This window comes from Phytohabitans sp. LJ34, assembly GCF_052068095.1.
Classification (GTDB): Bacteria; Actinomycetota; Actinomycetes; order Mycobacteriales; family Micromonosporaceae; genus Phytohabitans.
Genome location: NZ_JBQHDG010000002.1, coordinates 143,581 through 157,307, shown reverse-complemented (window position 1 = coordinate 157,307; position 13,727 = coordinate 143,581). Strand labels below are relative to the sequence as shown.

The 13,727-nt window shown below is 72.8% G+C and carries 10 protein-coding genes; 7 read left to right on the top strand and 3 right to left on the bottom strand.

All coding sequences use genetic code 11. The features are described 5' to 3' along the window. The first annotated feature begins 3 nt into the window (after positions 1–3). Together tatC and ACTMTJ_RS03745 are read left to right on the top strand one after the other, a co-directional pair. The gene (gene tatC, locus ACTMTJ_RS03750) at positions 4–939 is read left to right on the top strand and encodes a twin-arginine translocase subunit TatC (protein ID WP_441214621.1); all 936 of its coding nucleotides are present in this window, start codon (positions 4–6) and stop codon (positions 937–939) included. Then, the gene (locus tag ACTMTJ_RS03745) at positions 939–1,832 is read left to right on the top strand and encodes a diacylglycerol kinase family protein (protein ID WP_441214620.1); all 894 of its coding nucleotides are present in this window, start codon (positions 939–941) and stop codon (positions 1,830–1,832) included. The genes tatC and ACTMTJ_RS03745 overlap by 1 nt, the downstream gene beginning before the upstream one ends. 1,369 nt (positions 1,833–3,201) lie before the next feature. Here ACTMTJ_RS03745 and ACTMTJ_RS03740 read toward each other — a convergent pair. After that, the gene (locus ACTMTJ_RS03740; RefSeq protein WP_441214949.1) at positions 3,202–3,885 is read right to left on the bottom strand and encodes an HAD family hydrolase; all 684 of its coding nucleotides are present in this window, start codon (positions 3,883–3,885) and stop codon (positions 3,202–3,204) included. A 144-nt stretch (positions 3,886–4,029) separates the two neighbouring features. On the opposite strand from ACTMTJ_RS03740, the gene ACTMTJ_RS03735 reads away from it, so the two are divergent. Together ACTMTJ_RS03735 and ACTMTJ_RS03730 are read left to right on the top strand one after the other, a co-directional pair. Beyond that, entirely contained in the window at positions 4,030–6,786 is a 2,757-nt protein-coding gene (locus ACTMTJ_RS03735) for a DEAD/DEAH box helicase (RefSeq protein ID WP_441214619.1), read from the top strand. A gap of 131 nt (positions 6,787–6,917) precedes the next feature. Further along, positions 6,918–7,775 carry an MHYT domain-containing protein gene (locus ACTMTJ_RS03730; RefSeq protein ID WP_441214618.1) on the top strand — a complete coding sequence of 286 codons (858 nt, stop codon included), beginning with the start codon at positions 6,918–6,920 and terminating at the stop codon, positions 7,773–7,775. Positions 7,776–7,931: 156 nt separating this feature from the next. Here ACTMTJ_RS03730 and ACTMTJ_RS03725 read toward each other — a convergent pair whose 3' ends face one another. Continuing rightward, entirely contained in the window at positions 7,932–8,849 is a 918-nt protein-coding gene (locus ACTMTJ_RS03725) for a 5'-3' exonuclease (protein WP_441214617.1), read from the bottom strand. A 13-nt stretch (positions 8,850–8,862) separates the two neighbouring features. Continuing rightward, a complete protein-coding gene (locus tag ACTMTJ_RS03720; RefSeq protein ID WP_441214616.1) occupies positions 8,863–9,321 on the bottom strand; it encodes a MarR family winged helix-turn-helix transcriptional regulator in 459 nt (152 codons plus the stop codon). A gap of 52 nt (positions 9,322–9,373) precedes the next feature. On the opposite strand from ACTMTJ_RS03720, the gene ACTMTJ_RS03715 reads away from it, so the two are divergent. From ACTMTJ_RS03715 to ACTMTJ_RS03705, 3 genes are all read left to right on the top strand, one after another. After that, on the top strand, positions 9,374–10,921 hold the full coding sequence (locus ACTMTJ_RS03715) for a DHA2 family efflux MFS transporter permease subunit (RefSeq protein WP_441214615.1): 1,548 nt from the start codon (positions 9,374–9,376) through the stop codon (positions 10,919–10,921). 74 nt (positions 10,922–10,995) lie between these two features. Continuing rightward, a complete protein-coding gene (locus ACTMTJ_RS03710) occupies positions 10,996–12,216 on the top strand; it encodes a glycosyltransferase family 4 protein (protein WP_441214614.1) in 1,221 nt (406 codons plus the stop codon). A gap of 49 nt (positions 12,217–12,265) precedes the next feature. Continuing rightward, a complete protein-coding gene (locus tag ACTMTJ_RS03705; protein ID WP_441214613.1) occupies positions 12,266–13,687 on the top strand; it encodes a lipopolysaccharide biosynthesis protein in 1,422 nt (473 codons plus the stop codon). Positions 13,688–13,727 lie beyond the last annotated feature (40 nt).

The following is a 13,727-nucleotide window of genomic DNA, read 5'->3' as shown; positions in this document are numbered from 1 at the left end:
CCCGTGGCGTTCTCCCTCCTGCGGCGCGGTCCGAGCAACTTCGAGCGTGCCGCTGACGGCTCGATGACCCTCATCGAGCACCTGCGCGAGCTGCGCACGCGGTTGTTCCGGGCGTCGCTCGGCCTTCTCATCGGCTTCATCATCGGCTTCGCGATCTCGAAGCGCGTGATGGACGTCATGGACAACCCGTACTGCCAGCTGGAGGCGGCGAAGGATCCGGAGACCGGCAAGTGCCTGCTGCTCCAGCTCGGACCGGCCGACTACCTGCTGCTCCAGCTGCGGATGTCGCTCTGGCTCGGCCTGATCATCGCCGGGCCGATCTGGCTCTACCAGCTCTGGGCGTTCATCGCGCCCGGTCTGCACCGGCACGAGCGCCGGTACGCGTACGCGTTCGCCGCGATCGCCGCGCCGCTCTTCGCCGCCGGCGGGTTCCTGGCGTTCTTCGTGGTGCACACCGGCCTCGAGTTCCTGCTGACCATCAGCCCGGACAACATCCAGACCACGCTCGAGGTCGGCCGATATTTCTCGTTCGTCACCAACTTGATTTTGATCTTCGGGGTGGCGTTCGAGTTCCCGTTGATCATCTTGATGCTCAACTTCGTCGGGCTGGCCAGCGCGAAACGCCTGCTCGGCTGGTGGCGCATCGCGATCTTCGCGTTCTTCGCGTTCTCCGCGATCGCCACGCCCACGCCCGACCCGTTCGGCATGACCGCGCTCGCGCTGTGCCTCTGCGTGCTCTACTTCGCGGCCGTCGGTGTGGCGTTCATCAACGACCGGCGCAAGCGCCGCCGGCAGGAGACCTACGCCGGGCTCGACGACGACGAGGCGTCCCCGCTGGAGTACGACGCGGAGTCGGTGGAGGCCGGTGAGCCGCTCGAGAGCGTGGCACCCGTGGCCGCGCCGCTGCCGATCGAGCGCCGCTACGACGAGACCACCTGATGTCCGGCGACCTCGTAGTGCTCGTCAACCCGGAAGCGGGACGCGGGCGCCATCGCGACCTGCTCCCACCCGTGCTCGACCGGCTCGCCGAGGCCGACCTGCCGGTGCGGCTGCTCGACGCCCGTACCCGGGAGGAGGCCCAGGCGGCCTGCCACGACGCGGTCGCCGGCGGCGCCGCCGCGCTGGTGGCCGTGGGCGGCGACGGCACCGTCCACCTGGCGCTACAGGCCGTGGCCGGCACCGATCTGCCCTTCGGCGCGGTGCCCGCCGGCACCGGCAACGACTTCGCCGTCGAGACCGGCGTCCCCACCGAGCCGATCGCCGCGGCCGCCGCGATCGCCGGCGCGGTTAAGGCCGGCCGTACGCGCCCGATCGACCTCGCGCGGCTGACCGGTCCCGGCCGCGCCCCGATGTGGTACGGCGCGGTGCTCGCCGCCGGCTTCGACGCGGTGGTCAACGAGCGGGCCAACAGGATGCGTTGGCCACGCGGCCCCCGCCGCTACGACCTGGCCATCTTCGTCGAGCTGCTGCGGCTCAAGGCCCGCCGTTACACGCTGCGCCTCGACGGCGAGGAGCAGGTGCGTAACGCCGTGCTGCTCGCGGTCGGCAACTGCGCCAGCTACGGCGGCGGCATCCGCATCGTGCCCTCGGCCGTGCCCACCGACGGCCTGCTCGACGTGGTGCTCGGCGACGTCAGCCGGGCCACGCTGGTGCGGCTCAAGGGCAAGACCTACAAGGGCACCCACGTCGAGCACCCCCAGGTGCACACCTACCGGGCCCGCACCGTCGAGATCGAGGCCGAGGGCATCACCACCTACGTGGACGGCGAGCGCGCCTTCCCCCTCCCCGTCACGATCACCGCGGTCCCGGGAGCGGTGCGCCTGCTCGGCTGACAGATCAAATTCACGATCTGAGCTACCGCGACGCCCGCGGTGGTCCGGACCGCCGCTCCCGCGGCCTCACCCGTCCGCTGTTGGTCGCGGTCCCCCCTTCCGCGGCTACCTCCACCTCGCCGCCACCTTGGTCACGATCCGCGCCCTCATCCGCCAAGCCCGCACCCACTACCGCTGGGACACCCGCCCCACCACCCGCCGCGTCAATTGGGCAGGTCGCTCTCAGCCGGACCACCTGTATTCCCGTAGGTAACCCACGCCAATTCGGTACGATTAATCGTCGTTCGGGGCAGCGGGTTCGCGGCGGCTGCGGGATAATTTGTGTATGCGGCAGCTTCAGTTGTTCGCCTCGGCTGAGCTCGCCAAAATGCGTGACCGGACCGCTTCGCGTAACTATTCTCCCGCGGGTGAGGAGTTTCGCCGCGAGCATCAATGCCATCGCGCCTGGGGGCTGATCCAGCGTCAGCGCGAGCGCCTGCACCGCCAGCGCGGCAGCTCTTGTGCTTCTCGGTCGGCAGGCTCACCCGAGCACTGCCCGCCGACCAGCCAGCAGACCGCAGGTCGCGGCGGGGACGGCGCCGATGCCGCCGCACCGGTCCGGACGGACCGACCGGTCCACGCCGGCCACGACCACGGCGAGCCACCAAAGAGACCCATATCCGCGCTGGACAAACCCGCGCCGGTGAGGTCGCCGCTTCAGCCGCCATCGTCCACGGCAGGCCGACGCTCCTTTGCCCGCACATTTGGGGCGCATCCAAGACCGCGTCTGCCGCGACCAATCCACGCGCCGTTCGACAAGAGGATTGGCGTCGCGCCGAGACGTGCGATTCATCAGCGGGACGTCTCGCTAAGGTGGCCGGAAAAGGCACGGCCGGTCATCGCGCGCCCCGTCCATAGGTTCGACCGAATGCGTGGTCCGCCGTCGCCCTTTCCATCGTGTCGGGCCGGTGTTGCGGCGAGCTACGCCGCGACCCCAGAGCCGCGGCACGGCGGCCGGTAGACGGTCGCGCTCTTCAAGGGGCCTTGATCTTGGATATCTCGCCGGGTCGAGGGCGACGCCGCGTTGCTTCGTTCGCCCCGGGGCCGCTGTCGCCGCGGGCCGCGCCGGCGTCAGACCCGGGGCTGCCGCGGCTGCCAGCCGTAGTTCGCGGACGGCCGAGAAGTCCTCGGTCGTCTCGCGGGTGTGCACCCAGCGGCGATTGGTCCGTGAGCCTTCCGGCTAGACCGTCGCCTCCGGTCACCGGTCGGTCTTGCCGCGCGGAGGTGGCAGCGGAGGTCGGGGATCTCGGCGAGCCCCGCGAGCCGCCGACCTGCGCGGTCTCCGGCGGGAGCGGCGGTCCGCAGGTGACGCGAACCCGGGCAAATGGGATTACGGTGCGGTGAGGTTGAGCACCGCGGCCAGGCCGTTCGACTTGCCGGGGTCGGCCGCCGGGAGCACCAGCGCGGCCAGGCCGGCCCGCACGGCGCCGGCGTCGGCGGGGGTGTCGCCGACCATGAGCGCGCGCTCCGGCTCCACGCCCAGCGCGCCGCACGCCCGCAGGAAGATCGCCGGGTCGGGCTTGGTGCGGCCCACCTCGTAGGACAGCACGTAGGCGTCGACCAGGCCGGCGAAGCCCCAGGCCGCGAAGAGCGGCCGGATGTCGAAGCCGATGTTGCTCACCACCGCGACCGGCACGCCCGCCTCCTTGAGCGCCATCAGCGTGCCGGCGGTGTCCGCGTAGAGCACCCAGCCGTCCGGGCGCAGCAGCCGCTCGTAGAGGGCCTCCTCGAACCCCTCCACGCCCGCTCCCACGGTCTCCGCCAGCCCGATGTAGGCGGCGCGGTGGGCGTGCTCGTACAGGTCGCGGTCGGCGAACAGCTCGGCCAGGTGCGGCGGCACCCGGCGCGGCACCGGCCCGCCCGCGCGCCCGGCGGTGACCAGCCGGTCGGCCAGCACGGTGGCCCGGCCGCGGTCGAGCGTGACGCCGCACTCCCCGGCGGCCGCGATGACCCATTCGATCGGGTCTTCCACCTGTGCGAGCGTGCCGTGGAAGTCGAAGAGCACCGCCTCCAGCGGCGATCGGGTGGGTCTGGGGTCGGGGAGGGCGGTCTGGTCCGGCACGTCCGTGACCCTACCGAGTCGCCCGGTTGGTCCCGTAAGCCGACCCGCTGGTGGCGCGTTGGGTATCGGGCTGTACGGGCAAGATAAATTAAGGGCATGAGCAGCCCCGCCGAGCGGTACGCCCAGGCGCGCCGCCGGGCCGATGAGGCCGCAGGTTTCCCAGCACTCGAGGACTTCGCCCTCGACCTCGGGTTCGATCTCGACGACTTCCAGCGGGAGGCGTGCGAGGCGCTCGAGCGGGGTAGCGGCGTGCTCGTCTGCGCCCCCACCGGGGCGGGAAAGACCGTGGTCGGCGAGTTCGCCGTGCACCTGGCGCTCGCCACCCCCGGCCTCAAGCGCAAGTGCTTCTACACCACGCCGATCAAGGCGCTGTCCAACCAGAAGTACCACGACCTGGTGCAGCGCTACGGCGCCGAGCGGGTCGGGCTGCTGACCGGCGACAACGCCATCAACGGCGACGCGCCCGTGGTGGTGATGACCACCGAGGTGCTGCGCAACATGCTCTACGCCGGGTCGTCCACTTTGGAGGGACTGGCGTACGTGGTGATGGACGAGGTGCACTACCTCGCCGACCGCTTCCGCGGCGCGGTCTGGGAGGAGGTGATCATCCACCTGCCCGCCTCGGTGACGCTCGTGTCCCTGTCGGCGACCGTCTCCAACGCGGAGGAGTTCGCCGACTGGCTGGTCACCGTGCGGGGTGAGACGGCCGTCGTGGTGAGCGAGCACCGGCCGGTGCCCCTGTGGCAGCACATGCTGGTGGGGCGGCGGATGTTCGACCTGTTCCACGACGCCGACGCGGCCCGCAAGCACGACGTGCACCCCGAGCTGCTGCGCTACTCGCGGGAGCAGCTGCGCCGGCTGGAGATGACCGACGGCTACACCCCCGGGCGCGGCGGCCGCGGCGGGCGGCGGTGGCGGGGTCCGCTGCGCGCCGACATCGTCGAGCGGCTCGACCGCGAGGGGCTGCTGCCGGCGATCCTGTTCATCTTCAGCCGCGCCGGCTGCGACGCGGCCGTGCAGCAGTGCCTGCACGCGGGGCTGCGGCTCACCACGCCCGACGAGCGGGCCGAGATCCGCCGCGTGGCCGAGGCGCGGATGGCCGCCATCCCCGGCGGCGACCTCCAGGTGCTCGGCTACTGGGAGTGGCTCGACGGCCTGGAGCGCGGGCTGGCCGCCCACCACGCGGGCCTGCTGCCGGCGTTCAAGGAGGTGGTCGAGGAGCTGTTCGTGCGCGGGCTGGTCAAGGCCGTCTTCGCCACCGAGACCCTCGCCCTGGGCATCAACATGCCGGCCCGGTGCGTGGTGCTGGAGCGGCTGGTCAAGTTCAACGGCGAGGCGCACGTCGACCTGACGCCGGGGGAGTACACCCAGCTCACCGGCCGCGCCGGCCGCCGGGGCATCGACGTGGAGGGGCACGCGGTCGTGGTGTGGGCGCCCGAGGTCGACCCGCGGCACGTCGCCGGGCTCGCCTCCACCCGCACCTACCCGCTGCGGTCCAGCTTCCGGCCGTCGTACAACATGGCCGCCAACCTCGTCGCCACGGTGGGCGCGGCGCCGGCGCGCGAGCTGCTGGAGAGCTCGTTCGCCCAGTTCCAGGCGGACCGCTCGGTGGTCGGCCTGGCCCGGCAGGTGCAGCGCAACCAGGAGACCATCGAGGCGTACGGCAACGAGGTGCGCTGCCACCACGGCGATTTCGACGAGTACTTCGGGCTGCGGGTGGCGATCGCCGACCGCGAGCGCTCGCTGGCCAAGCAGGGCAGCAGCCAGCGCCGCGCCGAGGCGGTGCGCTCGCTGGAGCGCCTGCGGGTGGGCGACGTGGTGCGCGTGCCGTCCGGCCGCCGCTCCGGCCTGGCGGTCGTGCTCGACCCGGGCGTGGGCGGCTTCGGCGAGCCCCGCCCGCTGGTGCTCACCCAGGACCGGTGGGCCGGGCGGGTCACCCCGGCCGATTTCACCGCGCCGGCCGAGGTGCTGGCCCGCGTGCGGGTGCCCAAGCACTTCAACCACCGTTCGCCGGCCGCGCGCCGCGACCTGGCCGCGCAGGTGACCGCCACGGGCCTCGACCGGCACGCCGGGCGGCGGTCGCGGTCCAAGGGCGGCAACGGCGAGGACCACGAGCTGGCGCTGCTCCGCGTGGAGCTGCGGCAGCACCCCTGCCACGCCTGCCCGGAACGCGAGGAGCACGCCCGCTGGGCCGAGCGGCGCCACCGGCTGCGGCGCGACACCGAGCAGCTGCGCGACAAGGTGGCCGGGCGGACCGGCTCGCTCGCACGTACGTTCGACAACGTGTGTGCCCTGCTGACCAACCGGGGCTACCTGACGCCGCAGGGCGAGGTCACCGACGCCGGCCGCATGCTCGCCCGCATCTGGACCGAGGCCGACCTGCTGGTCGCCGAGTGCCTGCGCCGTGGCGTGTGGGACGGCCTGTCCGCGGCCGAGCTGGCGGCGGCCGTCTCCGTGGTGCTCTACGAGGCGCGCCGCGAAGGCGACGAGCGCGCCTCGGTGCCCCGCGGCCCGGTGTCCGACGCCGTCGACGAGACCGTGAAGATCTGGGCCGAGCTGGAGGCCGACGAGGCGTCCCGGGGCCTCGACCTGACCCGCGAGCCCGACCTCGGCTTCGTGTGGCCGATCTTCCGCTGGGCGCGCGGCGAAGACCTCGCGAAGGTGCTGGCCAGCGGCCACAACCTCGACGGCGAGATGCCGGCCGGCGACTTCGTGCGCTGGGCCCGCCAGGTGGTCGACCTGCTCGGCCAGGTCGCCGAGGCCGCCTCCGCCACCCCCAAGCTCCGCGAGATCGCCCGCTCGGCAATGGGCGCGGTCAATCGCGGAGTGCTCGCATACAACGCCGTTTCGTAGTTTTTTGGATACGTTCTGACGTATACCCGACCGTCCAGTTGTAGAACGCCGATCGTCTCTTAAAGATCGCTAACGCGAATGTGCCTCCGTTCTGGCCGGGGTGGAGGCTCTTCACTGGGGGACGGGCGATCGTGGAGATTCATCACTTCGAGTACGGCTGGATCACGCCGACACTCAGCTATGGCATCTCGGTGCTCGGCTCGCTGCTGGGGCTCACCTGTGCCGTTCGCGTGCGCGAGGGAAAGACCCGGGCACAGCGCGCCTGGTGGCTGATGCTCGCCGCCTGGGCGATCGGCGGCACCGCCATCTGGAGCATGCACTTCATGGCCATGCTCGGCTTCTCGGTGGTCGGCCAGCAGATCCGGTACGACGTGGCGATGACCGCCGCGAGCGCGCTGATCGCCGTGGCGGTGGTCGGCATCGGCCTGTTCATCGCCGCGCTGGGCCGCCCGTCGATCCCGAAGATCGTGCTCGGCGGCATCTTCGCCGGCGTCGGCGTCGGCGCCATGCACTACACCGGCATGGCCGCCATGCGGGTCGACGCCCGCATCGACTACGACACGACCCGCGTGGCCCTGTCGTTCGCGATCGCCGTGGTCGCCGCGACGGTCGCGCTGTGGCTGGTCGTGAACGTCAAGGGCGCGCTCGCCATCGTCGCGTCCGCCCTGGTCATGGGCATCGCGGTGAACGGCATGCACTTCACCGGCATGTCCTCCATGTCCGCACACGAACACCCCACCGCCGGCGACCCCTCCGGCGCCACCGCGTCCAACCTGCTGGTGCCGATCATCCTCGCCGTGATCCTCGTGGTGATCGCGCTCATCTACGCCGTGCTGGCCGCCCCCAACGAGGAGGACCGCGCCGGCGCAGCCTACCTGGACGCCCGGATGGCCGACCGGGCCAACGCCTCGGCCCCCGAGCCACCCCCGTCCCCACACGGCCTGGCCGCCCGCCGCACCAACTTCCCCTCGTCGACGCGCCGCCACTAGCTTTTCTTCCGAGAATTTCCCGGGTCCGCGTCAGCGGCGGACCGCCGCTCCCGCCGGAGACCGCGGCGGCCGGCGGCTCGCGGAGCGAGCCGAGATCCCCGGCCTCCGCTGCCGGGTCCGCGCGCCAAGCCCAACCCCCGGACGCGCCGCCGTCCGTCAGCGGGGGAGGGCGAGGGCGTCCACGAGGCGCTTGCAGGAGCCGGCCAGGTTCCACTTCTCGGCCAGTGCCAGCAGCCGGTCGCCGTCCACCGGCGCGGTCGGCAGGCGGGTGTCGAAGTCCGGGATCGGGATGTCCCGCGCCACCCGCACCACCTGCGGCGCCACCGCGAGGTAGTCGCGCGCCGCGGCCAGCTTGCCCCGCAGCCCGGCCGCGAAGCCGGCCTTCGGGTCGTCGAGCGCGGCCAGGATCCCGTCCAGGTCGCCGTAGCGGGTGACCAGCCGGGCGGCCGTCTTCTCGCCGACGCCGGGGACGCCGGGCAGGCCGTCGCTCGGGTCGCCGCGCAGGGCGGCGAAGTCGGCGTAGGCCGCGGCCGGCACGCCGTACTTCGCGCGCACCGCCGCGTCGTCGCAGTCCTCGAGCTTGGCCACGCCGCGCCCGCAGTACAGCAGGCGCACCGGCTTGGCGTCGTCGATCAGCTGGAACAGGTCGCGGTCGCCGGAGGCCACCTCGACCGGACCGGGCTGGGTGGTGGCGAGCGTGCCCAGCACGTCGTCGGCTTCGTAGCCGGCCGCCTCGACCGCCGGGATGCCCACGGCCTCGAGCACCTCGAGGATCAGCGGGATCTGGGGGACGAGCGTGTCCGGCACGATCTCGGCGCCGGGCGCGCCGCCGGCGTCGAGGCGGTGCGCCTTGTACGACGGCAGCAGCTTCACCCGCCACGCGGGCCGCCAGTCCGCGTCCATCGCGCACACCAGGCGGTCGGGGTGGCGGCCGCGGACCAGCGTGGCGATGAAGTCGATGAACCCGCGCACGGCGTTGACCGGCGTGCCATCGGAAGCCTTGGCGGCCGACTCGGGGATACCGAAGTACGCCCGGAAGTACAGGCTTGGCGCGTCCACGAGGAGCAGGGTCATGCCGGACAGCCTGTCACGCGGTGGAGAATTCCTCACCGTGGGGCGTGCCGGCCGCCGCCATCGTGGTGAGCCAGCGCCGCACGACGGCCCGTTCGGCGGCACTGAAGTCCGCCTCCAGGTCCGCCTCGACCGTGATCACGTCGGGCGTGGCGGCCAGCAGCCGGGAACGGCCCGCCGGCGTGATGAACACCTGCTGGGCGCGTCGGTCGGTGGGATGCGGGCGGCGCTCGACGAGGCCGGCGCGCTCCATGCCGGCGAGCATCTCGTTGGCCGACTGGCGGGTGCTGGAGACCTTGCGCGCCAGCTCCGCGACGGTCAGGCCGGGCTCTTCCTCGATCAGCATCAGCGACCCGAACTGCGCCACCGAGAGCCCGTGCTCGGCCAGCGCCTCGGCCACCACCCCGCGCATGCTCAGCCACGCATGCCGGACCAGGAAGCTGAGGCACCACTCGGTGCCGGGATCGTCGCTCACACCAGCCATTCTGAAGATTGACAGGACCCTGACGACCTGCCACCCTCAACGAGTGACCGTCAGGAACCTGTCAAAGGATACCCGGATCCTCGCGATCCTCGTCACCGCCGCCGTGCTCATCTGGCTCGACGCCACGATCCTGAGCACCGCTCTGGAGCGCCTCGCCGACCCGTCCACCGGGCTCGGCGCCAGCCCGGGAGAGCTCCAGTGGGCCGTCGGCTCGTACTCGCTGATCTTCGCCACCGGGCTCTTCGTGGCCGGCGCGCTCGGCGACCGGTACGGCCACCGCACCGTCCTCCTCCTCGGCCTCGTCGCATTCGGCGTGGCCTCCGTGTGGGCGGCCTGGGCCGGCGACCCGGCGCAGCTCATCGTCGCCCGCGGGCTGATGGGCGCGGGTGGCGCCATGATCATGCCGTCGTCGATGGCGATCATCGGCGTCACGTTCCCGCCCGCGCGGCGGGCCGCCGCGATCGCCGCCTGGTCCGCCTCCAGCGGCGTCGGCGTGGCCGGCGGACCGCTCATCGGCGGCCTGCTCATCGACCACTTCTGGTGGGGCTCGATCTTCCTCGTGAACGTGCCGGTGGTCGCGTTCGCCCTCGCCGGCGTGCTCCGGACGGTCCCGAATCCCAGGGCCGCGAGCCGGCGGAAGGTCGACACCGCCGGGCTCGTCCTGTCCACCGCCGGTCTGGTCGGGCTCGCGTACGGGCTCATCGAGGGCGGCCAGAGCGTCGACTGGGGACGCGCGCGGGTGTGGCTGCCGATCGTGGCCGGCGTCGCGCTGCTCGCCGCGTTCGTGGTGGCGGAGCTGCGCGCGGCCCAGCCGAGCTTCGACCCGCGGCTGTTCCGCAACGCGCGCTTCGCGGCCGGCAACCTCGCCCTCGGCGCGCTCTTCTTCGGCGTCACCGGGCAGATGTTCTTCGGCACCTTCTACCTCCAGGGCGCGCGCGGCATGTCCGCGTGGGACGCCGGCCTCGTCGCGCTGCCCGGCGCGCTCGGCGTGATCGCGGGCGCCCCGCTCGGCGCGCGGCTCACCCGGCGCCTCGGCGTCGCCCCCGTCGCCGGCGCCGGCCTCGTCGCGGTCACGGCCGCCTTCGCCGCGAACCTCGCGTTCGGCCTGCACACCTCCCTCTTCTGGTGGTGCGTCGCGGGTGCGCTCAGCGGCCTCGGGATCGGCGCGGCCGTCGCGCCGGTCACCGCCGCGGTCGTCGCCGCCCTCCCGCCGGAACGCATGGGCGCCGGCTCCGCCGTCACCAGCACCATCCGCCAGGTCGGCAGCGTGCTGGGCATCGCGGTCCTGGGCACGATCCTGACCTCCAACTATCGCGACGGCGTCGGCCCCGCGCTGGCCGGCCTTCCGCCTGGGGTACAGGAGGACGCCAGCCCGTCCGCCGAGGCGACCCGCCACGCCGCCGGGGTACTCGGGCGTCCCGACCTCGTCGAGGCGGCCAACCGGGCGTTCGTCGACGCGATGCACGTGACGGCGAGCTGGGCCGGCGCGGTGGTGCTCGCGGGGGCGGTCGCGGTGGCCGTCGCCTTCCGGGCGCGGAGGAAACCCGCACTCGAACCGTCACCGACGGTGACCAAGGTGGCCGTCAGGTAAACGAAAGGTTAATAATCGGTGCCCGAGCCCCCCGCCCGAGGATAGGTGAGCGCCCCGCACCTATCCTCGGGCGCGTGACGTTGTCGGCGCCGGAGAAGGCCACCCCACCGACGCGCGATCCGGGCCGTCCGCTGCGGATCGGCATGATCGTGGTGAGCGAGTACGAATCGGACCCCCGCGTGCGCCGGCAGGCCGAGGCGCTCGTCGCGCGCGGTGACGAGGTGACCGTCGTCGCGCTCGCCGCGCCCGGCCGCCCCGAGATCGACGTGGTCGACGGCGTGAACGTCGTGCACCTGCCCACCCGCAAGTACCGGGGCAGCTCGGCGAAGGCCTACCTGTCCCTGTACGGCGGCTTCGGCGCCCGCGCCGCCCGCTGGCTGAGCACCCGCCCCCGCGCGTTCGACCTGGTGCAGGCGCACTCGATGCCCGAGGCGCTGGTGTTCGCCGCGGTCGTGCCCCGGCTCTTCGGCACCCCGGTGCTGCTCGACGTGCACGACCTGACGTCGAAGCTGTTCGCGTCGAAGTTCGCCGGCAAGAGCAAGGTGCTCGGCGCGATCACCGCGTCGGAGAAGGCGTCGTTCCGGTTCGCGCGCGAGGTGCTCACCGTCCACGAGCCGTACGCGGACGAGATCCGCGCCTGCACCAAGCGCCCCGTCTCCGTGGTGATGAACTGCCCCGACGAGCGCCTCTTCGTGCCCCGCCCCGAGCCGCTGCGCTGGGATCCGGCCGGCGAGATCGTGTTCAGCTACCACGGCCTCGTCGCGCCCCGCCACGGCCTGGTCGAGGCCACCGAGGCGCTGGCCCGGCTGCGCGGCGACTTCCCGGGCGCGCGGCTCCAGGTGCGGGGGAGCGGCGACGGCCTGGAGGAGCTCGGCGCCCGCGCCGCGGCGCTCGGCGTCGCGGACGCGGTCGACCTGCCCACCAAGCTCTACCCGCTGCCCGAGATCGTCAAGGAGCTGGAGAAGGTCCACATCGGACTCGTGCCGAGCAAGCTCGACCCGTGGACCGACGGCGTGCTCCCGACGAAGCTGATGGAGTACGCGATGCTGGGCGTCCCGGTCATCACGTTCCGCAACCCGGTGATCTCGCGCTACTTCCCGGACGACACCGTCCGCTACGTCGACCCGGCCAACCCCGACACGCTGCACGAGGCGATGCGGGAGCTGGCCGGCGACCCCGACAAGGCGCTCGCGCAGGCGGCCCGGGCCAGCGAGGTCATGGCCGGCCTGCGGTGGAGCGAGCAGAAGAAGCACTACTTCGCGGTCGTCGACCGCCTCGCCGCAAGGCGTGGTTGAGACCACCTCCCCGCCGCGCCCCGGTATCGTCCGCGCGGGGCTGCTGTCCATGGCGGGGCTCGTCGCCCTCGGCCTGACCCGGCTCCTGCACGGTGCGATGGTCAGCCGCGCCACCGACCAGGAGACGTTCGGCCTGGTCGGCACGCTCATCGCGGTCACCACCATCGGCAGCCTGCTGCTGCCGGCCGGGGTGGCGAGCGCGGCGTCCAAGTTCATCCCCTTCGAGCACGGGCGGGGCGACGACGCCGCGGCCCGGGGCGTACACCGCCTACTGGTGCGGGTGGGCTGGTCGGGCACCGTGCCGATCAGCCTCGGCGCGGCCGTGGGCGCCGCCGCCGTGCTCGACCTGGGGTGGGTCGACACGGTCCAGGTCGCGGCGCTCTGCTGCGCGTTCTCCGCCTACTCCGTGCAGAAGTCGGTGTTGTACGGGTTCGGGCTCGTCCCCGCGTACACGAGGCTGGAGCTGGCCTGCTCCGGTGTGTCGCTGGCGGCGACGGTGCTGGTGGTGGCCGCCGGCTGGTCCGTCTATCTGCTGCCCCTGGCGGCCGGTTACACGCTCTTCACCATCGGCGCGTGGTGGCGCGTGCGGCCACTCACGAAAGGGCCGAAAACCCGGCACGCCGCCACCCGCGAGATCGCCGTCTTCGTGGCATTGGCGTGTATCGGCACGCTCTGCTCGCAGGGCTTCCTCCAGGGCACCCAGCTGCTGGCCAACCACTTCGCGGCGCCGCACGAGGTGGCCTACTTCGCGGCGGCGGTCACGCTCATCGCGCCGACGTACTTCCTGCCCCGCGCGCTCGGCATCGTGCTCTTCCCGTCGATGGCCCGCGCGCACGGCGCCGGCGACATGGACGACGTGCGCCGCCAGGCCGACATCTCCACCCGCGCGCTGCTCGTCGTGCTGGCGCCGCTCTTCGCCGCCGCGCTGCTGCTCGCGCCCGAGATCCTGACCGTCTTCGGCGGAACGGACTACGCGGACGGCGCGCCGGTGCTGCGGCTCATGCTCGCCGCCACCTACCTGGCCGTGGTGGCGGTACCGGCCGTCAACGCCCTCTCCAGCGGCGCCCACGTGCGCGTGCCGGTCCTCTCGGCCGTGGCCGGCCTGGTCACCGGCCTGGCCGTGGTCGCCGCGCTGGGCGGGCCGCTCGGCGCGACCGGCGTCGGGCTCGGCTACCTGTGCGGCACGGCGGTGACCGCGGGTGGCCCGATCGTCACGGCCTGGCGACTGCATCGCATGTCGTGGCTCGCCCCCGCGGGGTTAGCGGTCGGCCTGGTGGCCGCCGCGCTCGTCGCCGCCTCGATCGCCGACCAATGGCTGAATCCCGGCACGCGGATCGCGGCGGCCGCGTTCGCCCTGATCATGGGCATTTTCCTGCTGCGTGGTCAGATCCGCATACTGCGCGACGCTTCCATTGGCGGACGGCTTAAGGTGGCCGGGGGTTCACCATCTCGTTGGGGACGGAGGGTGTAGTGGCGCGCGGCGCGGTAGGGACCGGGACGGATGACGGGGC